The organism is Streptomyces sp. CBMA123 (assembly GCF_014596465.1).
Taxonomy (GTDB): domain Bacteria; phylum Actinomycetota; class Actinomycetes; order Streptomycetales; family Streptomycetaceae; genus Kitasatospora.
Genome location: NZ_MECK01000268.1, coordinates 19,373 through 42,076, shown reverse-complemented (window position 1 = coordinate 42,076; position 22,704 = coordinate 19,373). Strand labels below are relative to the sequence as shown.

The window sequence follows — 22,704 nt, the reverse complement described above, 5'->3', positions numbered from 1 at the left end:
AACCGCCCTTCCGGGTGAGCCTGCTGGCCCTGCCGGAGCCGCGGTCCGAGTCCCGAACTCTCCGAGCGAATCCGGCGCCGCACCAACACCAGGGGCTCCAGCAGGTGAGTAGGCCTGCTGGAGCCCCTGCCCGGTCTTCTCGGGACTGCTGCGCGACCTGCCGAGTGCCCGGGCCTACTGGGGGCCGGGGGTGACGGGGACTCCGCGGGACATGGCGTCGAAGTCAAGGATCGGGTGGGTGAGGATGTCCTCGACCTGGTCGGTGAGGAGGTTGCCGAGGATGAACTCCTCCTCGGGGCCGGAGCCGAAGGTGACGACCTGCCCGGAGGACTGGATCATCCAGTTCAGCAGTTCCCGGTCGGCGGTCTCAGCAAGGATGATGTCCCGGCCGGGGTGGTCCAGCCGGATCGCCTCGACGGCGCTGCGGACGGCGTGGGTGTCCACGCTGAGCGCGCGGGTCGTGGCGGGCGAGGCGCGCCGGCCCCACCACTGGAAAACGACCCACTGGACGACGCAAGGGTGGGAGAAGACCTCGGCGGCGATGTCCTTGAGCTGGTGGAGGTTCCTGGCGCTGGCGACGGTGTGGACGCGGACCCGGTCGAAGCCCTCGCGGTCGCACAGGGCGAGGGAGTCCAGCAGGACCTGAAGGAGGTTCGCGTCCGAGCTGCGGCGGAAGGCGCGCTGCACCTCCGGCGTGACGGCGTCCAGCGGCAGGCGCAGGGTGGAGAGCGGCCGGAGCCGGGTGAGCTTGGCGGCATCGAGGGTGTAGCCGGTGGTGTCGAGGGCGGTGTTGATGCCGGTGGCGGTGGCGTGGTCGATCACGTCAAAGATCGGGGGCCACAGCAGCGGGTCGCCGCCGGCGAGGATCAGGTCGGTGGTGCCGTGCGCGGCGAGTTTGTCGAGGATGTGCTTGGCCTGGCCGAGATCGATCTGCTCGGTGGCGAAGGGGTTGTAGCAGCCATGGCAGGACATGGGGCAGCGGTTGTTGATCGACCAGTTGACGCGGGTGACGCGGCGGCCGGTGCGCGGCCGGCCCGCTCGGCTGCGGATCGCGGTGACGAGGTCGGCCAGGCGGCGGGCCTGCGGGAGGGTGGCGCCGGTGAGCAGCTGGTCGGCGCGTTCGACGGCGGCCGCGGTGGCGTTGTTCTGCAGCAGGAGGCAGGCCAGGCGCCAGCGCATGGCCTCGTCGGCGGGGTCGCGGCGCAGGGCGGCCTCGACGCGTTCGGTCAGGGCGGTGAGGTAGGCCGGGTTGAAGTGGGCGGGTTCCAGGCGCTGCTGGAACTGGTCGGCGATCGAGCCCCGTTCCAGGGTGCGGTCGTAGCCGGCCCTGAGCGGGTGCGGGGGCAGGATCTCGACGTGCTGTCGGGTGGGCATGCGGCGTGCTCCTGGTCAGTTCGGCAGGGACGGCAGCGCGGCGACGGCCGAGTCGGCGAAGGGCAGGCCCTGGTTCTCGAAGAAGACGGCGTCGCGGACGGCGTCGGCGATGGTGGGCCGGGTGGGGGTGGTGAGGTAGCGGGCGGTGGAGTCGAGCGGGCTGAGGCGCCGTTCGGCGATCAGGGTGCGCAGGGCGCGCGGGAGGTCGTCGAGGCTGTCGGCGAGGGGAAGGTCGAAGGCGGCGGCTGCCCTGGCGGCGGCGGTGCGGGCCTTGAGCAGGTTGGTGGCCGGCTCCTGGGCGGTGGCCTTGGCCAGGTAGTAGGTGACCGGCTGCAGCGCCCAGGCCGGCGCGGTACCCTCGGCGTCGTCGCCGGGGCGGGCGAAGGCGTCCGGACCGAGGCCGAGGGCGTCGCAGAGCCACTGGGGGCGCATGCTGGTGCGGTAGGGGGCGTGGCCGGCCAGCTGGAAGGCGCGCAGCGTGGTGATGGCGGCGGTGGCCTCGATCTGCCAGGTGTCGGCGAGGCGCTGGAGGATCGGTTGCAGCACGGTGCGGGCGGTGGGGGCGTCGGCGGGGGTGGCGACGATGGGGATCAGGTCGAGGTCGGAGGTGATGTGGCCGCTGCGCCCGGTGCGGTGGTCGCCGCGGGCGAGGGAGCCGGACAGGGCCACCGACATGCCGGTGGCGTCGGCGAACTCGTGGGTGAGCTGCTTGAGGAGCAGGGGCAGGTCGTGGGAGTTCACTGCGCTCCTCGGATGTCGGCGACGGCGGTGAAGTCGGCGTAGGGGCCGTGGTGCTGCTCGGCGGCGGTGTAGGCGTCCAGCGCGGCGGTCAGCAGGACTTCCTCGCCCAGCAAGTCACGGGCATAGCGGAGGTCCTTGATCATGTGGTGCACGGCGAAGTCCGGGTCGCCGTAGGCGCGTTGTTCGAATCGGGGGAGCTTCTGGGCGGCGAGGGCGGCCATCCAGCCGTCGGTGGTCACGATCCGGGCGGCCACCGGGTAGTCCTCCCCCAGGTGCTCGGGCAGGCGGCGGGCGAACGCGCTGGCGGCGTGCAGGAGGGCGGCGCCCCAGGCGTTGAAGATCAGCTTGAAGCGGGCCGGGTTGCCGGGAGCCGTGAAGCGGTAGCGGTGGCGGGTGAAGGCGGCCAGGGCGCGTTTGGCAGAGGCGTTGGGGGCGGCGGCGTAGAGGAACGCGGACAGGGTTCCGGCCTGCGCGCCGGGGCGGGAGCCGGTGACGGGGCACTCCCATGTGGTTGCGCCGAGGGCGGCGGTCTCCCGGTGCCACTGCACGGCCCGTTCGGGGCTGATGGTGGACAGCTCGATGCACGCGGGGCGGTGCGTGGCGATGGCTGCGGTGACGTGCTGGTTGGTCCAGAAGTTGCGGCTGCGGGCGTCGTTCTCGAAGCAGCCGAGCACCACGTCGGGGCGCTGGTCGGTGAGTTCGGCCGGGCCGATGAGGGGCACGGCGGCGTGGGGCGCCTGGGTGAGGTGGCGGCTGGTGAGGGCGACGCGAGTGGCGGGCAGGGCCGCGAGGTGGGGCAGGATGCCGGAGGTCAGCGCCCCGTAGCCGGCGACGACGATCGAGGTCGCCGGCCGGGGCGCCCCGGATGGGGCAGGTGTCATCACTCGTCCTTGAGGATCGTGTGGCGCGTGGCGTTCCACTCCAGGGCGGCGGCGATGCCCTCCTGGAGGGTGTGGCCCGGGGTCCAGCCCAGCAGGGCGTGGGCGCGGTCGATGGCGGGGTAGGCGCCGGCGTTGTCGCCGGGCCGGGCTTCGGTGCGGTGGTGGGCGAGCGGCTCGCCGGTGACGTCCTCGAAGGCCTTGATCAGTTCGAAGACGGTGGTGCCGTTGCCGGAGCCGAGGTTGATCGGCAGGTAGCGGGGCCCGTCGTCACCGACGACGGTGTCGAAGCGGCGCACCGCGGCGATGTGGGCGGCGGCCAGGTCCCAGACGTGGACGTAGTCGCGGATGCCGGAGCCGTCACGGGTGGGCCAGTCGGTGCCGGTGACGGGGAACGGCTCGCCCGCGCGGTAGCGGTCGATCATGACGCCGAGTGCGTGGGTGGGCTTGGTGGTCTGCAGGCCGGTGCGCAGCTTGGGGTCGGCGCCGATCGGGTTGAAGTAGCGCAGGGTGATGACGCGCAGGGCGGTGCCGCCGGTGATGTCCTCCAGGGCGCCTTCGAAGGCGGACTTGGTGCGGGCGTAGGGGGAGAGCGGGCGTAGGGGGGCGTCTTCGGTGATGGCCTGGCCGGAGTCGTAGATCGCGGCGGAGCCGGAGAAGACGAGGCGGTGGCAGCCGTTGCGTAGCAGGTGGCTGACCAGGGCCAGGCCCTTGGTGACGTTGGCGTCGTAGTAGCCGAGCGGGTCGGCGACCGATTCGGGGACGACGATGCGGGCGGCGCAGTTGATGACGGCGTGGATGTCGGGGTGGTCGTGGAAGACGCGGTCGATCAGGTCGCCGTCGGCGATGTCGCCCCGGTAGAGGGTGCGGCCGACGGTGAACTCGGGACGTCCGGTGGACAGGTTGTCCAGGATGACGGGTTCGATGCCTTCGTCCAGGCAGGCGCTGGCGATGGTGGATCCGATGAATCCGGCGCCGCCGGTGATGAGAACCTTCATGGCCTCGCTCCCAAGTCGGTTGCTGTTCCCACGAGTTGGGGAATCGGCGGGCAGCCTAGCAGCGATTTGGGCGAGTCGCGGTTTTTACCCTACCTGCCTGGTATATGCCGATTGACGGCCCGGTAGAGGCACCAGACCATCGTGGGCTGGAACTCCTGCAGGACGGCGAGGCCGGCGTGTTGGACGACGTCGACCGAGCCGATGCAGCCCTCGGCCGTCCCGTCGAGCACCTGGCGCACCGCCAGGGGTTTGGCGTCGACGTAGCGGCGGCCGGCGGCCGGGGCGTAGCGCTCGGCGAAGGCTCCGGTGGCGGGGTGGAGCGCGACGGTGCGCGGGGTGTGGATTCCGGGCGGGGCGGCCAGGCACATCGGCTTGGTCGGCGCCTCCCAGACGGCCGCCAACTCGACCTGGCCCAGGTGGCGGAAGTGGATGTCGACCCAGAGGTCGGACACCTCGCCGCCGGGGCGGTGGCGCTCGACGAACCCGGCGGCCACCAGGGCGTGGCAGTCGCGGGAGAGGGCTTCGCGAACGGCGAGCTCGAAGGTGTCGGTGAGCAGGACCTTCGCGAAGTGGCGGCGGGCCTCGTGGTGAGCGTCGGTGCCCTCCGGACCCAGGGTGACCACGGCATCGTGCGGGTCGGCGGTGTCACGGCGGAGCAGGTGATGGGTCGTCACGATCTGGCCTCCAGGGCCGTGTGAGGACGTTCGGATGGTGCCCCGGCGGTGATGAGCTGCACGCCGGGCGATCGGACCTACCGTGTCGAATACCTAACACACAGTTAGTCCTAGCTCTAATATCGGGCTGGTTCAAACCCCTGTCAATAGGGCTAGGACTAATACGAAGAGCGCCCACGCCATCGGAACCACCGACCGGAAAAGAGCACCATGGAGAAGCCGCCCGCCCACTACCGCCAGCTCGCCGACGACCTGCGCGCCGCCATCCTCGACGGCCGCCACCCGGCCGGCACGGTGCTGCCGAGGATCACCAGCCTCGCCACCCAGTACGGCATCTCCAAGCAGACCGCCCGCCAGGCCATCGCCCTCCTCGAAGCCGAAGGCCTGGTCGAAGTCGTCCGCCGCCGCGGCACGATCGTGCGCGCCCTGCCCCAGCGCCAGAAGCTCTCCCGCGTCCGCCAGGTGCTCCGGGACGACCGCGGCTACTACTTCGACCCCACCGCCCAGCCCTGGGTCGCCCTGCGCAAGCCAACCATCACCTGGGCGCCCGCACCGCACGACATCGCCTCCCTCCTGCGCGTCGAACCCACAGGCGACGTCCTCCTGCGCGACCGCCTCATGGGCGACCCCGACACCCGCAAGCCCACCCAGCTGGCCACCAGCTACCTGCCGGCCGCCATCGCTCGCGGCACCCGCCTCGCCGAAGCCGACACCGGCCCCGGCGGCATCTACGACCGTCTGGAACGCGACCTCGGCCACGGCCCGCTGGCCTGGCACGAGACCATCACCTCCCGCATGCCCACCCCCGCCGAAGCCGCCGACCTCCAAGCCCCCAAGGGCACCCCGCTGCTGCGCATCATCCGCACCAGCACCGGCCCGGACGGCACAGTCGTGGAGGTCAACGACACCCGCATGCGGGCCGACGAGTACGAGATCGGCTACCCGATCACCCGCCACAGCACCGCCGCGTGGCCCGGGCAGAGGCCGGCCGGGCCCGGGCTGTAGGCGGTCGGCCGGGCTCTGCTCCGCGACCGCTCGCTCGGAAAGCCGTGGCTGGTCCGGTCCGAAACGGGCGCCAGGGCCGGTTCAGCTGACGGGCCCTGCACGGTGGCGGATGGTCACGCTGGCCGGCGGTGAGGGCCACGGCGTGGTGGTGGCCGGCCCGTCCTGCGCGGACGGCAGCGTCGACCGCTACCTGACCACGGGCCGGCTGCCCGCGAAGGATCCGACCTGCGGCGGCCAAGGCGCGTCCGATCATTGATCCCGTGTCCGGTCGGGGCGAGGCGAGGCGAGTGGGCGGACGCGGCACTCGTCGACCGGGTCATCCGTCGGACGCGCCTCATGCCTGCGCCCTGGGAGGAACGTCCAGCGCCCGGCCGGGAGCGCGGCGGGCAGCTTGGTAGACGGCGCCGATGGCCGGGCCCGGGCACCTGGCTGTGTCGTGGGGGCACTCCCGGGCCACCGATCACCGATCACCGATGCCGATCACCGACGAAGGGCGCCCCCTTGTCCGCTCGCAGCGCCGTGCACGGCGTCGTCCGGCCGGCCGGGCCGCGCCTGCCGGTCGTCTCCTTCCTCGCCCGGCTGCCCGCCGCGCTGTGCCCGACCGGGACGCTGCTGATGGTCACCGCGCTCGGCGGGGTCGGCCGCGCCGGCGTGGTGGCGGGCGTGCTGTGGACCGGCAGGCGGTGGGCGGGCCGCTGCTGGGCCGGCTGGCCGACCGGCGCGGCCACCGTCCGGTGATCCTGGCCGCCTCGGTGGCCAACGCGCTGATGACCGCCGCCCTGGTGGTGGCCGTGGCCGGCGCCCTGCCGGTGCCGGTGCAGGCCGGCTGCGCGGTGCTGACCGGTTTCACGGTGCCGCAGATCGGGCCGCTGTCCCGGACCCGCTGGATCGCGCTGGCGAGCGGGCGCCGTGACGGCGCCGAACTGGTCGGCTCCGCGCTGTCGTTCGACACCGTGGTGGACGAGACGAGCTTCGTGGTGGGCCCCGCGCTGGTCGGGGTCCTGGCCTGGGCGGTGCACCCGGCGGCGGAGCTGGTCTGCGCGGCGGCGCTGACGGCGGTCTTCGGGGTGCTGTTCGCGCTGCACCCGACGGCTCCGGCGGCGGTGCCGCGCACGGTGGAGGCGGGGCGGCTGCGCCGCGGGCCGCTGCTGGTGCTGCTCGCCGTGACGGTGCTGCAGGGCGTGGTGTTCGGCGCCACCAACACCGGCGTGCAGTACCTGGCCCGGGGTGACGCGGGCGTCGGCGGCCTGGTGTGGGCGGCGATGGGGGTGAGCAGCGCGGCGGCCGGGTTCCTGCTGGCGTCCTTCTCCGGGCGGTTCGACCTGACGGTACGGCTGCGCGCGGCCGTGGCGGTGCAGGCGCTGTTGCTGCTGACGCTGCTGCCGGTGGGCGGGGTGGCGGGTGCGGCGTGGTCGGTGGGGGCGATCGGCCTGGCGGTGGCCCCGACGCTGATCGCGGTGTTCGGCCTGGCCGAGCGGGGTCGCGGCGCCGGGGCGGATGGGCGAGGCGATGACGCTGCTGGGCAGTGGGCTGATCGCGGGGCAGGGTCTGGCGGGTGACGGGTGCGGGGCCGCTGGTCGGCGCTCACGGGTACCCGGCGGCGTTCGCGCTGGCCTGCGCGGCGGGGGCGCTGGCCCTGCTGCTGGTGCTGGCGCTGGTGCGGCTGCGGCGGTTCCCGCCGGCCCGGGCGGCGGCCCTCCAGGTCGAAGCGGCGGCGGCTCCGGCCGTCCGAGGGCCCCCGGGCGTCAACTACTCTCCGTATATTCACCCGATCAGGGGGTCTGGTGTGCGAGTCGGGGCAGGTGGGACGTAGCGTCGTGGCGGCGTACGGGGGTCGGCGCGAAGCCCTGGAGGGCGGCGGAAGTGCAGGTCATGAGGGCTGGACGGGGCGCGGCGGCGCTGGCACTGGCGGCGGTGGTGCTGACAGCCTCGGCGTGTGGGGCGCCCGGCAGCGGTGCGAGCGCGGACACCGCGGCCGCAGCCGGGCGGACGGGCCAGGCGGCGCCGGATCCGGACGGCCGTCCGCTGGCCCTGGTCTACCGGGGCCCGGCGGCCTGCCAGGGCTGCCCGGAGGCGGCGCACGACATGCTGGAGCAGGACGGCTTCGCGGTGCGCTACATCGGGCCCGAGGAGCAGGACCGCTTCGGCCCGGACGCGCTGTCCGGCGTCGCGCTGTACGTGCAGCCGGGGGGCACCAACGGGCAGGAGGTGTCGACCGCGTGGCGCCTGATGCAGCGCGACCCGGGTTTCTCGCCGGAGCTGGTGCGCGCGTACGTGCGCGGCGGCGGGCACTTCCTGGGGCTGTGCATGGGCGGCTACCTGGCGGGCCACGACCCCGGCTACGGCCTCCTGCCGGGCGACTCGGGCCAGTACATCAGCTCCCGGGGCGCGACCGTCACCGACGAGCAGGACCACCTGGTCGACGTCTCCTGGCGCGGGCACCCGCAGCGGATGTACTTCCAGGACGGCCCGTACTTCGACGTGAGCGGCCCGGACGCGGACGTGCTGGCCCGTTACACCAACGACCGGGCGGCGGCCGTGGTCGCCCCCTACGGCGCGGGGCGGGTGGCGGTCAGCGGCCCGCACCCGGAGGCGCCGTCGGACTGGTACCTCGACTACGACCTGCCGGACGAGTCGCAGACCGGCCTGGGCCTGGGCGAGGACCTGCTGCACACCCTGATGGGCACCTCGCCGACGGGCACCTCGCCGACGAACCCCGCCCCGACGGGCACCGCCCCGAGGCCCTGACGCCCCGGTGCCGGGGCTGCCCGAGCCGCCGCCCCCGTCCTGAGAGCACCACCCCCGGCCGCACTAGTGCACCTGGGGCGCCGCCCGCCTGCGCAAACCCCCCGCAGCGGCCCCGGCCTCCCCCGAAGTGCCCAAGTGCACTAGTGCGTCAATCCCAAATAACCGCAGATTAAGGCTTGTTGAGCCCGAAGCGTACGGCGTACGGTACGGGCATGGAGAACACCGACATCCTCATCTCCGGCGCCGGCATCGCCGGCCCCGCCCTCGCCTACTGGCTGCGCCGCCACGGCTTCAACCCCACCGTCGTCGAACGCGCCCCCGCCCCGCGCCCCGGCGGACAGGCCGTCGACCTGCGCGGCGCCGGACGCACCGTCATCGAACGGATGGGCCTGATGGAACGGGCCCGCACCCTGTGCGTGGAGCAGCGCGGCATCGCCCTGGTCGACACCCGCGGCCGGCACACCGCCCGGGTGCCCGTCGAACTGTTCGAGGGCGAGGGCATCGTCTCCGAGCTGGAGATCCTGCGCGGCGACCTCGCCGACCTGCTCCGGGAGGCCACCGACGGCGTCGAGTACCTCTGGGACGACACCGTCACCGCCCTCGACCAGGACGCCGCCGGCGTCACCGTCCGGTTCGAGCGCTCCCCCGCCCGCCGCTTCGCCCTGGTCATCGGTGCCGACGGGCTGCACTCCGTGGTGCGCCGGCTGGCCTTCGGCCCCGAGCGGGACCACTACCGCCCGCTCGGCGGCTACCACTCCTGGTTCACCGTCCACGACCCGGCGCTCGCCCGTGACCTGGACAGCTGGTTCCTGATGTACAACGCCCCCGGCGGACTGGTCGCCGCCGCCCGGCCCGGCCGGCTGCCCGGCGAGGTCAAGGCCTCCCTCGGCTTCCGCTCCGGCCCGCTCGACCTCGACCGCCGCGACGACACCGCCCAGCGCCGCCTGCTCGCCGCGCGCTTCGCCGGCACCGGCTGGGAAGTCGACCGGCTGCTCACCGCCATGGCCACCGCCGACGACTTCGCCTTCGACTCCTTCGGCCAGATCCACCTCGAACGCTACAGCCGCGGCCGCGTCGCCCTGCTCGGCGACGCCGGCTACAGCCCCAGCCCGATCACCGGCCTGGGCACCAGCCTCGCCCTGGTCGGCGCCTACCTGCTGGCCGGCGAACTCGCCTCCGCCGCAGGCGACTTCCGCACCGCCTACGCCCGCTACGAGGAGCTGATGCGCCCCTACGTGACCCGCGCCCAGGAACTGCCGCCCGGCGGCGTCAACGGCTACGCCCCCGACAGCGCCCTGATGATCCGCCTGCGCGCCGCCTCCATGCGCTGGATGGGCCGCTGGCCGCTGCGCCCCATCCTGGCCGCCCAGTTCGCCAAGGCGGGCGCCATCGCCCTGCCCGACTACCCGCTGCCCGCCCACGCCTGAAGCCCGGCCCGCACCGAGACCCGCACCGAGGCCCGCACCGGGCTTGCACCTCACGCGGCGTCAGGAGGAATGCTCGTGCCATGCCCTCCACCGAACAGACCTGGAAGGTCGGCCCGCTCGCCGAGGCGAGCGGACTGACCGTACGCACCCTCCACCACTGGGACCGGATCGGCCTGCTCAGCCCCTCCCGGCGCACCGCCTCCGGCCACCGCGCCTACACCGAGCCGGACGTCGTACGCCTCTACCAGATCCTCGCCCTGCGCCGCCTGGGCCTGGGCCTGGAGACCATCGCCACCTGCCTGGACGCCGGCGTCGACCCCCGGCGCCTGGTGCGCGAGCACCTGGCCGCCACCGAGGCCTCCCTCGCCGCCCTGCACACCCTGCACGACCGCCTGACCCACCTGCACACCGAACTCGACGCCGAACGCGAGCCCGGCACCGCCGACCTGCTGCGCCTGGTCCAGGCCGTCGGCGCCACCGGCCCGGCCGCCGAGGAGGCCCTGCGCCGCCACCTCGACGACGACCAGCTGCACGCCCTCGCCGACCACGCCGCCGCCCTCGGCCCCGCCGCCCACTACCTGCTGGAGGTCGAATGGCCCCAGCTCTACCGGCGCGCCGAAGCCCTGCGCGTCGAGGGCGCCGACCCCGCCGACCCCCGGGTGCGCCGCGTCGTCCAGCGCCTGGACGAGCTCTCCCGCCTCTTCAGCGGCGGCGACGCCACCTTGTCCGCCGCCGTGCGCACCGCCTGGCGCGAGGACCCGGCCGCCCTCTCCGGCGACCCCGCCGCCCCCGCCGACGCCTGGGCCGACCTGCGCACCTTCCTCGACCACGCCCGCGAGGCGGCGTCATGATCCCCCGCCACACCCGCCTGCGCATCAGCCTGCTGAGCACCCTCCCCGTCCTGGCCGTCGCCGCCCTCACCCTCCCCCCGCCGGCCCTGGCCGGCCTCCTCCCCTGGTCCCTGCTCCCCACCATCGCCCTCGCCCAGGGAGTGCAGGCCTGCCTGGTCTTCCACCGCCTGGGCCGCGAACCGCACCGAACCTGACCCCCGCCCCGGCCGTACGGGGGCCGGGGCGGTCACGGGCCGGGGCGGTCACGGGCCAGGGCCCGGGCGCTACTTGGTGCGGGGCTGGTTGAAGCGGAGCATGTTGCCGGCCGGGTCGCGGAAGGCGCAGTCGCGGACGCCGTAGGGCTGGTCCATCGGTTCCTGGAGGACTTCGGCGCCGGCGGCGCGGATGCGTTCGAAGGTGGCGTCGCAGTCGTCGGTGCGGAAGATGACGCCGCGCAGCAGGCCCTTGGCCAGGAGTTCGGCGGCGGCCTGGCGGTCGTCCTCGGAGGCGTGCGGGTCGGCGAGCGGGGGTTCCAGGACGATCTCCACCCCGGGCTGGTCGGGCGAGCCGACGGTGACCCACCGCATCCCCTCGAAGCCGACGTCGTTGCGGACCTCGAAGCCTAGTACGTCGCGGTAGAAGGCGAGCGCCTTGTCGTGGTCGTCGACGGCGATGAAGCACTGGGCGAGTTCGATGTTCATGACCGTCAAACTACGGGAGGTGCCCGGCCCTTCGCCTGACGTGAGCGCTCCCGGGGGCGTCCACGGGGGCGTTCAGGTGCGCCGGACCGGGCGGGTGCGGATCTTGGCGACGCAGGCGGGGATCGGCTCGCCGTCGGCGTGGTCGCGGGCCCGGTAGGCGCTGGGGCTCTCGCCGACGAGTTCGGTGAAGCGGGTGCTGAAGGAGCCCAGCGAGGTACAGCCCACGGCCATGCACACCTCGGTGACGTTGAGGTCCCCGCGGCGCAGCAGGGCCTTGGCGCGTTCGATGCGGCGGGTCATGAGGTAGCTGTACGGGGTCTCGCCGTAGGCGGTGCGGAAGCTGCGGGAGAAGTGGCCGGGGGACATCAGCGCGGTGGCGGCGAGCGCGGGGACGTCCAGGGGCTGGTCGTACTCGCGGTCCATCCGGTCGCGGGCCTGGCGCAGCCGGACGAGGTCGGCGAGGGGCACTCGGGTGGGCATACCGGCAACGGTACCGAGCGGCTCGGACAACCGGGCCTGCCCCGGCCCCCGGCTGCGGCTCCCAGCAGCGGCGATCTAGGGTGACCGCATGATTTCCTCTCCGATATCCGGCCCGATATCCGACCCCGCCGAGGCCCTGCGGGTGCTGCTGGACGGCAATGCCCGTTTCGTCGAGGGCAGTCCCGAGCACCCCAACCAGGACGCCGGGCGGCGGGCCGCGCTGGCGCCGGCGCAGAAGCCCTTCGCGGTGCTGTTCGGCTGTTCGGATTCCCGGCTGGCCGCCGAGATCATCTTCGACCGGGGCCTGGGTGACCTTTTCGTGGTGCGCACCGCCGGTCATGTGACCGGTGCGGAGGCGCTGGGCAGTGTCGAGTACGGGGTGGCGGTGCTGGACTGTCCGCTGGTGGTGGTGCTGGGGCACGACTCCTGTGGTGCGGTGGCGGCGGCCCTGGACTCCCTGGAGCAGGGGAAGCTGCCGGGCGGGTTCGTGCGGGACGTGGTGGAGCGGGTGACGCCGAGCGTGCTGTCGGCGAAGGCGGCGGGCATCGAGGACCCGGACGCGATCGTGGACGAGCACATCCGCCAGACCGTGGACCTGCTGCTGGAGCGTTCCCAGCTGCTGGCCGCCCGGGTCGCCGAGGGGCGGGCCGCGGTGGTGGGCCTGTCGTACCGGCTGACCGACGGCCAGGCCCGTACGGTCTCCGTCCGCGGCCTGGGCTGACCCCGCGGGGGTACGGGAACGTCATGTCCGATCCCCGCCAGCGCGGGGGTGCGGGCGGGGGCAGAGTCGGTGGCCGGTCACGGATCATCCGGTCCGGGCCACCGACTCACCCGATTCGAGGACGGCTCTTCCCGTGCACAAGGTCACTGATCTCAAGGTCCTGTACTTCGGCACCCCCGTGGTGCTGATCGGCTCGCGCAACGAGGACGGCGGCGCCAACCTGATGCCGATGTCCTCGGCCTGGTGGCTGGGCCAGACGTGTGTCCTGGGCCTGGGCAACACCTCGCAGACGGCGATCAACCTGCGGCGCGAGGGCGAGTGCGTGCTCAACCTGCCCAGTGCGGCGCAGGTCGACGCGGTCGACGCGCTGGCGATGCTGACCGCCAACCCGAAGATCTCCGACTACCGGCGTGCGCAGGGCTACCGCCACGAGCGGGACAAGTTCGGCGCCGCCGGGATGACGGAGCTGCCCGGGGAGCTGGTGCGGGCGCCGCGGGCGGCGGAGTGCCCGGTGCAGCTGGAGTGCCGGCTGGAGGAGGCGAGGCCGCTGGCGGGCAACGAGGGGTGCACCGCCTTCGAGGTGAGCGTGGTGCGTGCCCATGTGGACGAGCGGCTGCTGGTGCCGGGCACCGACCACTACGTGGACCCGGTCGGCTGGGACCCGCTGATCATGAAGTTCTGCGAGTTCTTCGGCGAGGGCCGGCGGCTGACCCCTTCGCGGCTGGCCGAGGGCTGGCAGATGCCCGGCAGGCTGCCGGCCGCGGTCTGAGCGCCCCGCGGGCGGGGCCGGTGGCCGGGCGGCGCGCTCACGGCGCGACGGTGGCCCCGCAGGAGTCGCACACCCGGGTCGCGGGCAGTTCCAGGAAGCAGTTCGGACAGATCGCCGGCGGGCGGGGGGCGGGCGCGGCGGTGGCGGCGGGGTCGGCGGTGGTGGTGGCGGCCTTCTTGCGGGTGACCGCGGTCTTCAGCCGCGGGGCCAGCGCCGGGATGCCGCCGTCGGCGGGCAGGTCGGCGCCGAAGTGCCGGTAGCAGGCCAGCCGGGCGGCGGCGGCGTGCTGCTCGCGGTCCATCTCGTCGAGGATCGGCGGCTGTCCGGCCACTGCGAGGACGTCCTGGTAGCCGGCGCCGACCATGCCGTCGGTGGCGTTCACGACCAGGGCGGTCAGCGGCGGGTCGCCGCGCCGGTGGGCCTCGCGCACCACCAGGGCGAGCACCTTGCCGATCCAGTGCCGCTGGTTGACGCTGGTGCGCACCCCGGAGGCCTGCTGGACGGCCTCGGCCAGCTCGGCGTAGGTGATCACCGCGTGGTAGCGGTGGGCCACGTCCACCAGGGCGGGGTAGGCCGCCCTGGTCCACACGATGTGCGCCTGGCTGATGGCGACGGGCGAGCCGTCCGAGTCCCGCCAGTAGCCGCGCTGCTGCTGCGTCATCCGTCCGCCCCTTGTCCGTTCCGCCTGTCGGCCCCCGCCGGGAGCGAGGCTACCCCGCGCGGGTGTCCGCTTTCCTGTCGGGGCCTTCCCGGTCGGGCGCCTTCCGGGCGGGGCTTTTCCGGTCGGGGGCCTTTCGGGCTTGACTTCAAGTCCTGTTGAAGTCGTGGAATGGGGCCGACCGCAGCCGTACGGGCTTCCGCGGTCGATGCCCCGCCCGTACGGAACGGACCGGGGCCGGGGCCGCCTCCATCCCGATCGTGCCGTTGGCGGCCCCGGCCCTTGTCACCGGATCCACTGTCGCCGGATCCCCGGGACGGGGCAGGCTCCACCACGGTGCCGGGCCTGCGGGGGCGGTGTCAGGCCTTCTCGGCGAGGGTGTGGGCGACCAGGGCGTTGGCGTGGCCGTGGCCCAGGCCGTGCTCGGTCTTGAGCCAGGCGACGAGTTCCATGTGCCGGGTGAGCGGGGAGGCGCGGACGAGGTCCTTCCAGTGCGCGATCGGGCGGCCGTACTTCTTCTCGATGGACGGGAAGTAGCTCGCGGGGCCCTTCACGGCCGCGCCGGTGGTCTGCGCGGCGGTGGCCTTCCCGGTGGTCTGCGCGGTGGTCTGCGCGGTGGCGGCCTTCTCGGTGGCCTTCACATTTGCCGTGGTCATGTCCGGTGTCCTCCCAAGTGCGGGCAAAGCAGAAGCGGTGCGTTCACGGGTAGGACCGTGACCGCACCGCTTCCTCATCGCTCGAAAGATGTGAGCTACCTCACGGCGGCCCGCCGTCGTCCCCGGGCCGCGCGGCGCCCGGCCGGCGGGGTGGCGTCGGCGTTCCAGGCGGCGACGGGGTTGCCGAGCCAGCGGGTGGCGCCGGGGACGTTCTCGCCGCGCATCACCAGGGAGGCCGGGCCGACCGTGGCGGCGTCGCCGAGGGAGGAGTTGAGCAGCACGATCGAGTGCGGCCCGGTGGTGGAGCCGGCGCCCAGGTGGACGGGGCCCAGCCGCATCACCCGGTCGTGGAACAGGTGGGTCTGCAGCACGGTGCCGCGGTTGACGCTGGCGCCCGCCTCGACGGTGACCAGGTCGCTCTCGGGCAGCCAGTGGGTCTCGCACCACACGCCGCGCCCGATCCTGGCGCCGAGGCTGCGCAGCCACAGGTTCAGGTAGGGGGTGCCGGTCATGGCGCCGCCGCCGAAGGGCATGGCGAGTTCCTCGACGAAGGTGTCGTAGAGCTCGTTGCGCCAGACGAAGGAGGACCACAGCGGGTGCTCGGAGACCCGGAAGCGCCCGACCAGCAGCCACTTGGCGAGGGTGGTGATCGCGCAGGCCACCACGGCGGCGGCGATCAGCACCGGGCCGGCCGTCCCGAAGGCGGCGCCCAGCCCGTAGTCGTCCCGGACGGCCTGCAGGGCGGCGAAGACCAGGTCGGCCATGACGGCGGCGATGACGACGGGCAGCAGCCGGCAGACCTCGACGCCGGCGCGTGCCCACATCAGGCGCTTGGGCGGGTCGTAGGTGCGGGCCTCGCCGCCGGTGTCGGCCACCCGCGGCAGGGCGAAGGCGGGCCGGCCCAGCCAGGAGGAGCCCTCGGGGGCCTGGGCGGGGGTGTCGGAGAGGACGCCGACCAGGGAGTTGTCGGGCAGCGAGCGGCCGGGGCCGACGATGCCGGAGTTGCCGACGAAGGAGCGGCGCCCGACGTGGGCGCGGCCCAGGTGCAGCCAGCCGGCGTGCAGCTCGTAGGGGGCGACGAGGGTGTCGTCGGCGAGGAAGGCGCCGTCGTCGACCCGCATCAGGCCGGGCAGGGCCAGCACGGTGGAGGCCTCCACCCGGCTGCCGATCTTCGCGCCGAGCAGGCGCAGCCACACCGGGGTGAAGAGGCTGGCGTAGAAGGGGAACAGGGTGCGCCGGGCGCTGTCGCTGAGGTGGGACACACCCCAGGCGCAGAACGCGACCCGGCCGGTGGCCGGGTGGAAGCCCGGGCGCAGCGGGAGCGAGAAGAGCCGGATCAGCAGGGCTATCAGCGCGGCGTGGCAGAAGACGGTCAGGATGGCCAGCGGCACGGTCATCGGCACCAGCTGGAGCAACATCGCGGCCAGGGTGCGGTCGTTGTCGACCATCGGGTAGACGGTGAACAGCGCGGGCAGGGCGGCGATGACCGGGACGAGGCCGAAGAGCGCGAAGGCGAGGCCGTAGGCGGGGTTCCAGGCCCGTGAGGCCTTGGCGGGGCCGGCCGGCCAGGGGGTGCGGGCCTCGGTGGAGGGGCGGGCCGGGGAGCCGTGCCAGTGCTCGCCGGGCGGGACGGTGCCGGTGACGCAGGAGCCGGGGGCGATCTCGGCGCCGGCGCCGACGCGGGCGCCGGGCATCAGGGTGGCGCGGTGGCCGATGCTGGCGCCTTCGCCGATGTCGATGTGGCCGAGCTGGAGGGTGTCGCCGTCGAGCCACCAGCCGACGATGTCGGCCTCGGGTTCGAGGCTGGCGCCGTTGCCGATCCGGGCCAGGCCGGTGACGGGGGGCGCGGTGTGCAGCTGGACGTCCCGGCCGACGCGGCAGCCGAGCATCCGGGCGTAGCGGGGGGCCCAGGGGGTGCCGGAGAGGTTGCCGGTGCCGAACATGGCGGTGTAGCGCTCGGCGGCCCACAGCCGCAGGTGGACCTGGCCGCCGCGGGGGTGGCTGCCGGGTCTGAGGCCGGCGGTGATCAGGCGGGCGCCGGCGGCGGCGAGCAGGGTGCGGCCGGGGGCGCTGTAGAAGAGGACGACGCCGGCGGCCACGGGCCACCAGGGGCTGTGCGGGGCCCAGGGGGTGTTGCTGCCCATGAGGTTGTCGATGGCGATCAGGACGATCACCCAGCGCAGGCCGGAGAGGCCGAACATGCCGAGCAGCATGAGGGTCTGCCAGAACCCGGCGCTGCGCGGGGTGGGGCGCACCGGCCGTGCGGGCGTGGCGGTCGCGGCGGCTTCCGGCCCTGCCGCGGCCGCCGCGGCCTGGGGGGCCGGGGCGAGGGAGTCGAGGTAGCCGGCGAGGTCGCCGAGCACCGGGTGGGCGTAGAGGTCGGCGACGGAGACGCCGGCGTGGCGGGTGCGCAGTTCGGAGACCAGGCGGGCGGCGGTGAGGCTGGAGCCGCCGAGGGCGAAGAAGTCGTCGCTGCGGCCGGGGGCCATGCCGAGCAGGCTTTCCCACTGGCCGGCGAGCCAGCCGGCGGTGCCGTCCAGGGTCTCGGTGGGGCGGTCGGAGCCGCCGGTGGTGGCCAGCGGCCAGGGCAGGGCGTTGCGGTCGACCTTGCCGGAGGTCTTGGTGGGCAGGGAGTCGACGAGGGCGAGGACGGGCACCAACGGGGCGGGCAGGCGCTCCAGCAGCTGCTGGCGGGCGGTGGCGAGGTCGCAGCCGGTGCCGGGCTGGGTGACGAGGTAGCCGACCAGCAGGTCGGCGCCGGCCGGGGTCTTGCGGACGGCGGCCGCGGCGGCGCGGATGCCGGGCAGGGCCTGGAGGGCGGCGTCGATCTCGCCGAGTTCGATGCGGCGGCCGCCGAGTTTGATCTGGTCGTCGGCGCGGCCGAGGAAGATCAGGCCCTCGGGGTCGTTGCGGACCAGGTCGCCGCTGCGGTAGACGCGGGGGGAGGCGATCGCCGGGTGGGGGCTGTACTTCTCGGCGTCCTTGGCGGGGTCGAGGTAGCGGGCGGTGCCGATGCCGCTGATCAGCAGTTCGCCGCTCTCGTACCAGGGCACGGGGTGGCCGGCCTGGTCGACGACGGCGATCTCCCAGCCGTCCAGCGGGGCGCCGATGCGCACCGGCTGGCCGGGCAGCATCCGGGCGGCGGTGGCGACCACGGTGGTCTCGGTGGGGCCGTAGGTGTTCCAGAACTCGCGGCCGGGCACGGCCAGGCGCTCGACGAGTTCGGCCGGGCAGGCCTCGCCGCCGACGATGATCAGGCGCACCTGGTCCAGGCACTCCTGGGGCCACAGGGCGAGCAGGGTGGGGACGGTGGAGATCGCGGTGATGCGGCGGCTCACGAGCCAGGGGCCGAGGTCGGTGCCGGCCTTGACCAGGGAGCGGGGGGCGGGGACGAGGCAGGCGCCGTGGCGCCAGGCCAGCCACATCTCCTCGCAGGAGGCGTCGAAGGCCACCGACAGGCCCGCCAGGACGCGGTCGCCGGGGCCCAGCGGGCGGGGGCGCAGGAAGATGCGGGCCTCGGCGTCGACGAAGGCGGCGGCGCTGCGGTGGGTGACGGCCACGCCCTTGGGGCGGCCGGTGGTGCCGGAGGTGAAGATGATCCAGGCGTCGTCGTCGGGGGTGGGCCAGGCCGGGCGGCCCGAGGGGCGGGCGGCGGGGCCGGCGGCCAGCCGGCGGCCAGCGCCGAGGATCGCGCAGACCTGGGCGTCCTGCCAGATCATCTCGGCGCGCTCGTCGGGGTCGTCGGCGTCCACGGGCACGTAGGCGGCGCCGCAGCGCAGCGCGGCGAGGATGGCGACGTACAGGTCGGCGGTGCCGGAGGGGATGCGTACGCCGACCCGGTCGCCGGTGCCGATGCCGTGGCCGGCCAGCACGCCGGCGAGGGCGTCGACCTCCTGCAGCAGGGTTCTGTAGTCGAGGACGGTGTCGCCGGTGTCCAGCGCGGGCGCGTGCGGGTGCGCGTCGGCCGTGGCGGCGATGACGTCGAGGAGGCTTCGCGGGTGGGCGGGCTGGGCCACCGGCCAGCCCGCGGCCTGCCCCGGGTTGGGTCGGTGCAGCGTGCCTGGGCCAGCCGTGTCGTGGCGTGCGTCCATGGGGATGGGTTCCTTGGCTCCGTTTGTTCGGGGAGGCGCGTGTCACGCGCTACGTGCGGTGACGCCGTTGTCAGGTGAGGGGACGCGCCCACTCACCATGACTCCGCTGGGCGTCCGCTGGATGCAGCGAAGGTGCGGTCAAAGAGAATTCTCATCATCGATGCCAAACGGCCTAATGGTGATGCGATTCGAATGTCGATTCGGGTATTTCGTGCATTTTCACTGGTGAAGGCTAATCGGCGAAAACCGGAGGGGCATGACGGCGGAGGGAAGAGCGATGAACACCATGGCGTCCGGAACGGTACCGGTAGTGAGGGGTTGGCTACCGAATCGGGGGGTTTTGGTCGGATGTTCATCCTGTCCACGTCAGCCTCGGGTTTGTGTGAGACTCTCCAGCCGGCGTCCGTCAAACGGACGTTTCCTGTGAAGACGGTGTGGGCCGCGGCGGAGGGCCCCGGATCGGACGGCCCCGGGCCGGATGGTCCCGGATCGGATGGTCCCGGGCCGGACGGCGGGGATTCACTCCTCTGGTACGCGGCGTACGGGTCCAACCTGCACGCCGCCCGCTTCGCCTGCTACCTGTACGGCGGCCGTCCGGGCGGCGCGGCCCTGCGCTGCCCGGGCTGCCGCGACCGCCGCCCGCCCCGGCTGACCGCGGCCCTCACCCTGCCCGGCACCCTCTACTTCGCCGGAAACTCCCCCACCTGGGGCGGCGGGACGGCCTCCTACGACCCGGCCGGCCACGGGCCGGTGCCCTGCCGCGGCTACCTGCTCACACCCGGCCAGTTCAGCGACATCGCCGCCCAGGAGATGCGCCGCCCCCCGGGCGCCGACCTCGACCTCACCCGGGTCCTGGCCACCGGGCGCGACCGGGCCGGCCCCGGCCGCTACGAGACCCTGCTGCGCGTGGGAGCACTCGGGGGGCGCCCGGTGCTCACCTTCACCTCCCCCGCCGGCCTGGCCGGCGCCGAGGTCACCGCCCCCACCGCCGCCTACCTGCGCACCCTGGGCGCCGGGCTGGCCGAAGCCCACGGCTGGGGGCCCTGGCGCGCCGCCGGGTACCTCGCCACCCGCCCGGGCGCGGCCGGGCACTGGGGGGTGGGGGCGGTGGCGGCACTGCTGGGACGAGCAGGGGGCCCGGGCGATTCCAGCGGCAACCGGCCTGCACTGAAAGGGAGTTGACGCCTCAGACGGCCGGCGGGGCGGGGACCAGGCCGGCGGCGGCCAGGCCGGCGAAGACCGCCTCGCCGAGGGCCTGGACGGCGGACTGCGGGCGCACCATCACGGTGAACTCCTTGATCCGGCCCCGCTCGTCGAAGTGCAGCAGGTCGATGCCGTGGATCTCCTTGCCGCCCGCCACCGCCCGGAACAGCAGCACGGCGGACGGCGCCTCGCCGCCGTCGGCGCTGGTCTGCGCGGTGCCGTCGTACTCGCCGACGTAGCGGAAGTCCTCGAAGGTGCGCAGCAGCACCCCGAAGAGGCCGAGCACCATCGCCTTGCCCTCGAAGGGGCTGAACTTGACCGGGCTGTAGAAGCGGATGTCGTCGGTGAACAGGTCGTCCAGCGCGGCGAGGTCACGGGCGTCGACGGCGGCGCGGAAGCGCTCCGCGGTGGTGGTGGTCATGAGCCGGCACACTCCTTGGATACTCATGAATGTGATTAGTCAGTTTCATGACTACTACCATGGAAGGCCTGTCCGGCAACAGGAGGGAGGGCCGACCCGATGGCCCTGCGACACGCCGTGCTGGCCGCGCTGCTCGACGGCGAGACCAGCGGCTACGAGCTGGCCAAGGCCTTCGACCTGGGCGTGGCCAACTTCTGGTACGCCCAGCCGCAGCAGCTCTACGCCGAGCTGACCCGGCTGGAGCGCGACGGGCTGGTCGCCGGGCGCGAGGTGGTGCAGGAGAACCGGCCCACCAAGCGGCTGTTCACTGTCACCGCGGCCGGCCTCGCCGAGCTGGACGCCTTCGCCGCCGCCTGCGCCAAGCCCTCCTTCGTCCGCGACGACCTGATGGTCAAGGTCCGCGCCGCCGACCACCTCGACCCCGGCGTGCTCGCCGAACAGCTCGCCGAGCGGGCCGAGTTCGCCCAGGCGAAGATCGACCTGTTCGAACGGATGCTGCACGGCATGCGCGGCGGGCGCGAGGAGCCGGAGTTCCTGCGCGAGGGCGAGCGGATCGGCCCCTACCTGACCTGCCTGCGCGGCCTGGCCTTCGAACGCGGCAACCGGGACTGGTGCCGGGAGGCGATCGCCGTACTGGCGCAGCGCCGGGCGGCCGCGCCCGGGACCGGGTCCGGGGCTGCCTGAAACCCGCTCGCCGGCCGGGCAGTCGGGGCTGTCGACGGCCCCCTCCTCCTCCGGGCCGAGGACGCCGCGCACGTCCGTGGCGGTGAGCGGCCACGCCAACTCACGCGGCAGACGGAGCACCGGCACGGCGTTTCGCGACGACCTGCGGCCGTACCGCTGACGAGGCCGCGCGGTCAGGGCGCCGGTCAGGCCACGGGCAGGCATTCGTCCAGGAGGGCGACGATGTCGCGCCAGGCCCGTCGGGCGTGCAGCGGGTGGTGGGCGACGCCGGGAACGGTGACCTGGTCGACGGGCGGGTGGTGGAAGGCGTGCTCGGCGCCGCCGTAGACGACGAGGCGCCAGTCGACGCCGGCGGCCTGCATCTCGGCGGTGAAGGCCTCGCGTTGGGCGGCGGGCTGGATCGGGTCCTCGGAGCCGACGCCGGCCCACACCGGGCAGCGGATGTTGGCGGCTTCGCCGGGGCGGCCGGTCATGAGGGCGTTGATGGTGCCGACGGCCCGCAGGTCGACGCCGTCGCGGGCGAGTTCGAGGACGACGGCGCCGCCGGTGCCGTAGCCGATGGCGGCGATCCGTGCGGGGTCGGTACGCGCTTCGGCGCGCAGCACGTCGAGGGCGGCGTGGCCGATCTCGCGCAGCCGGGCGGGGTCGGCGAGCAGCGGCAGGCAGCGGGCGAGCATCTGCTCGGGGTCGGTGTACCAGTGGCCGCCGTGGATGTCGAAGGCCAGGGCGACGTAGCCGAGTTCGGCGAGGGCGTCGGCGCGGCGGCGCTGGAAGTCGTTGAGGCCGGTGCCTTCGGGCCCGATCAGGACGGCGGGGCGGGGGCCGGTGCCGGCGGGGAGGGCGAGGTGGCCGACCATGGTCAGTCCGTCGGCGGGGTATTCGACCGTGCGGGTGGTGACGGTTGTCATGCGAGGGACTGTAGGCGCCGGTGGGGCCCGGCGGGGCGGGCCTTCACCGACAGCGGAACCGGGAACGATCCGCAGGGTTCAGAACACGAAGTAGCTCGCCCCGAAGGTCCGGACGGACTGCCCCGGGTCCACCTCCGCCGTGACCGGGCCCTGGCAGTTGGCCGCGGCGTGCACCAGGACCGGGGAGCCGGTGTGGTTCTGGAGGGAGACCGGCGAGGTGACGGGGTAGCAGCCGCGCTGCGGGTTGTCGTGGGGCACGCCGTTCACCACCAGAAGGCCGGTGGCGGCCTGGGCGGGGGCGCTGAGGGCGAGCATCCCGGTGGCGACCGGCAGGACGACTCCGAGGATCCGACGACAGATCCGACGACGCATGGAACGACCTCCCTTGTCGGAGCGCACCGCCCCGAGGCGGCGCCTGTACGGAGGATCGTGTCGGCGCCGCGTCGGATACGGCAATCCCCCGAACCGGCGACGGAACGCCGGGAGTTGAGCGCCGTCCGGGCCCTGGGGGCGTCCGCATGGCTGACGGGTGCCTCGGGCATCCACGGCTCGCCGGGGTCCACGACCCGCTCGACCCCGACCGCGCCGAGCAAGGCCACCATCACCCCGCAGGCCCCGGCATCCCCGCACGCGGGAGGCCGGAGCGCGGGAAGTCGGACGGGCCGGCTTCCCGCGCTTTCGCGCGTCGGGGCGTGGTGCCTCGTTTCCCGGCTCCGCGTGAATCGTTGATCGTTGCA

General features: G+C 74.0%; 25 protein-coding genes. 12 read left to right on the top strand and 13 right to left on the bottom strand.

The features are described from left to right. Positions 1–174 precede the first annotated feature (174 nt). From BG452_RS26545 to BG452_RS26525, 5 genes are all read right to left on the bottom strand, one after another. On the bottom strand, positions 175–1,374 hold the full coding sequence (locus BG452_RS26545; protein WP_188306875.1) for a radical SAM protein: 1,200 nt from the start codon (positions 1,372–1,374) through the stop codon (positions 175–177). 15 nt (positions 1,375–1,389) lie between these two features. Further along, positions 1,390–2,115 carry a hypothetical protein gene (locus BG452_RS26540; protein WP_188306874.1) on the bottom strand — a complete coding sequence of 242 codons (726 nt, stop codon included), beginning with the start codon at positions 2,113–2,115 and terminating at the stop codon, positions 1,390–1,392. Beyond that, complete coding sequence (locus BG452_RS26535; RefSeq protein ID WP_188306873.1) at positions 2,112–2,996, bottom strand: NAD(P)-binding domain-containing protein; 885 nt, start codon at positions 2,994–2,996, stop codon at positions 2,112–2,114. The genes BG452_RS26540 and BG452_RS26535 overlap by 4 nt, the downstream gene beginning before the upstream one ends. Continuing rightward, positions 2,996–3,991, bottom strand: a complete 996-nt coding sequence (gene galE / locus BG452_RS26530) for a UDP-glucose 4-epimerase GalE (RefSeq protein WP_188306872.1) — start codon at positions 3,989–3,991, stop codon at positions 2,996–2,998. The genes BG452_RS26535 and galE overlap by 1 nt, the downstream gene beginning before the upstream one ends. Before the next feature lie 89 nt (positions 3,992–4,080). Further along, positions 4,081–4,665 (bottom strand): hypothetical protein, encoded by a 585-nt coding sequence (locus BG452_RS26525; RefSeq protein WP_223242753.1) that lies wholly within the window; start codon positions 4,663–4,665, stop codon positions 4,081–4,083. A 210-nt stretch (positions 4,666–4,875) separates the two neighbouring features. On the opposite strand from BG452_RS26525, the gene BG452_RS26520 reads away from it, so the two are divergent. From BG452_RS26520 to BG452_RS26485, 8 genes are all read left to right on the top strand, one after another. Beyond that, positions 4,876–5,670, top strand: coding sequence for a GntR family transcriptional regulator (locus BG452_RS26520; RefSeq protein WP_188306871.1), 795 nt, complete (start codon positions 4,876–4,878; stop codon positions 5,668–5,670). Positions 5,671–5,779: 109 nt separating this feature from the next. Beyond that, complete coding sequence (locus BG452_RS26515) at positions 5,780–5,926, top strand: alpha/beta hydrolase (protein WP_188306870.1); 147 nt, start codon at positions 5,780–5,782, stop codon at positions 5,924–5,926. Positions 5,927–6,171: 245 nt separating this feature from the next. Then, entirely contained in the window at positions 6,172–6,408 is a 237-nt protein-coding gene (locus BG452_RS26510) for a hypothetical protein (RefSeq protein WP_188306869.1), read from the top strand. Further along, positions 6,354–7,229 (top strand): MFS transporter, encoded by an 876-nt coding sequence (locus BG452_RS26505; RefSeq protein ID WP_188306868.1) that lies wholly within the window; start codon positions 6,354–6,356, stop codon positions 7,227–7,229. The genes BG452_RS26510 and BG452_RS26505 overlap by 55 nt, the downstream gene beginning before the upstream one ends. Before the next feature lie 313 nt (positions 7,230–7,542). Next, entirely contained in the window at positions 7,543–8,418 is an 876-nt protein-coding gene (locus BG452_RS26500; protein ID WP_188306867.1) for a BPL-N domain-containing protein, read from the top strand. A 212-nt stretch (positions 8,419–8,630) separates the two neighbouring features. After that, positions 8,631–9,845 (top strand): FAD-dependent monooxygenase, encoded by a 1,215-nt coding sequence (locus BG452_RS26495; RefSeq protein WP_188306866.1) that lies wholly within the window; start codon positions 8,631–8,633, stop codon positions 9,843–9,845. Between the two features lie 80 nt (positions 9,846–9,925). Then, entirely contained in the window at positions 9,926–10,696 is a 771-nt protein-coding gene (locus BG452_RS26490) for a MerR family transcriptional regulator (protein ID WP_188306865.1), read from the top strand. Then, the gene (locus tag BG452_RS26485) at positions 10,693–10,890 is read left to right on the top strand and encodes a hypothetical protein (RefSeq protein ID WP_188306864.1); all 198 of its coding nucleotides are present in this window, start codon (positions 10,693–10,695) and stop codon (positions 10,888–10,890) included. Before BG452_RS26490 ends, BG452_RS26485 begins: the two co-directional genes overlap by 4 nt. A 69-nt stretch (positions 10,891–10,959) precedes the next feature. Here BG452_RS26485 and BG452_RS26480 read toward each other — a convergent pair whose 3' ends face one another. Both BG452_RS26480 and BG452_RS26475 read right to left on the bottom strand, forming a co-directional pair. Further along, positions 10,960–11,376, bottom strand: coding sequence for a VOC family protein (locus tag BG452_RS26480; protein WP_188306863.1), 417 nt, complete (start codon positions 11,374–11,376; stop codon positions 10,960–10,962). 72 nt (positions 11,377–11,448) lie between these two features. Next, positions 11,449–11,856 carry a helix-turn-helix transcriptional regulator gene (locus BG452_RS26475; protein ID WP_188306862.1) on the bottom strand — a complete coding sequence of 136 codons (408 nt, stop codon included), beginning with the start codon at positions 11,854–11,856 and terminating at the stop codon, positions 11,449–11,451. A gap of 88 nt (positions 11,857–11,944) precedes the next feature. Between BG452_RS26475 and BG452_RS26470 the strand changes: the two genes are divergently transcribed. Then, positions 11,945–12,577, top strand: coding sequence for a carbonic anhydrase (locus tag BG452_RS26470; RefSeq protein WP_188306861.1), 633 nt, complete (start codon positions 11,945–11,947; stop codon positions 12,575–12,577). Positions 12,578–12,710: 133 nt separating this feature from the next. After that, positions 12,711–13,346: a flavin reductase family protein gene (locus tag BG452_RS26465; protein ID WP_188306860.1), complete on the top strand. Its 636-nt coding sequence runs from the start codon at positions 12,711–12,713 to the stop codon at positions 13,344–13,346. A gap of 37 nt (positions 13,347–13,383) precedes the next feature. On the opposite strand, the gene BG452_RS26460 is transcribed toward BG452_RS26465, so the two are convergent. From BG452_RS26460 to BG452_RS26450, 3 genes are all read right to left on the bottom strand, one after another. Beyond that, positions 13,384–14,007 (bottom strand): hypothetical protein, encoded by a 624-nt coding sequence (locus BG452_RS26460; RefSeq protein ID WP_223242752.1) that lies wholly within the window; start codon positions 14,005–14,007, stop codon positions 13,384–13,386. A 356-nt stretch (positions 14,008–14,363) separates the two neighbouring features. Continuing rightward, positions 14,364–14,558 (bottom strand): DUF4287 domain-containing protein, encoded by a 195-nt coding sequence (locus BG452_RS26455; RefSeq protein WP_188306888.1) that lies wholly within the window; start codon positions 14,556–14,558, stop codon positions 14,364–14,366. Between the two features lie 197 nt (positions 14,559–14,755). After that, positions 14,756–18,751: a Pls/PosA family non-ribosomal peptide synthetase gene (locus tag BG452_RS26450; protein WP_188306859.1), complete on the bottom strand. Its 3,996-nt coding sequence runs from the start codon at positions 18,749–18,751 to the stop codon at positions 14,756–14,758. Positions 18,752–19,174: 423 nt separating this feature from the next. On the opposite strand from BG452_RS26450, the gene BG452_RS26445 reads away from it, so the two are divergent. After that, positions 19,175–19,933 carry a histone deacetylase gene (locus BG452_RS26445; RefSeq protein ID WP_317621238.1) on the top strand — a complete coding sequence of 253 codons (759 nt, stop codon included), beginning with the start codon at positions 19,175–19,177 and terminating at the stop codon, positions 19,931–19,933. 4 nt (positions 19,934–19,937) lie between these two features. Here BG452_RS26445 and BG452_RS26440 read toward each other — a convergent pair whose 3' ends face one another. Then, positions 19,938–20,375, bottom strand: coding sequence for a nuclear transport factor 2 family protein (locus BG452_RS26440; protein WP_188306858.1), 438 nt, complete (start codon positions 20,373–20,375; stop codon positions 19,938–19,940). A gap of 99 nt (positions 20,376–20,474) precedes the next feature. On the opposite strand from BG452_RS26440, the gene BG452_RS26435 reads away from it, so the two are divergent. Continuing rightward, positions 20,475–21,059 (top strand): PadR family transcriptional regulator, encoded by a 585-nt coding sequence (locus BG452_RS26435; RefSeq protein WP_188306857.1) that lies wholly within the window; start codon positions 20,475–20,477, stop codon positions 21,057–21,059. Between the two features lie 185 nt (positions 21,060–21,244). Here the strand turns inward: BG452_RS26435 and BG452_RS26430 are convergent, their stop codons facing one another. After that, positions 21,245–21,967 (bottom strand): dienelactone hydrolase family protein, encoded by a 723-nt coding sequence (locus BG452_RS26430; RefSeq protein ID WP_188306856.1) that lies wholly within the window; start codon positions 21,965–21,967, stop codon positions 21,245–21,247. Positions 21,968–22,045: 78 nt separating this feature from the next. Beyond that, entirely contained in the window at positions 22,046–22,339 is a 294-nt protein-coding gene (locus BG452_RS26425) for a hypothetical protein (protein WP_188306855.1), read from the bottom strand. Positions 22,340–22,704 lie beyond the last annotated feature (365 nt).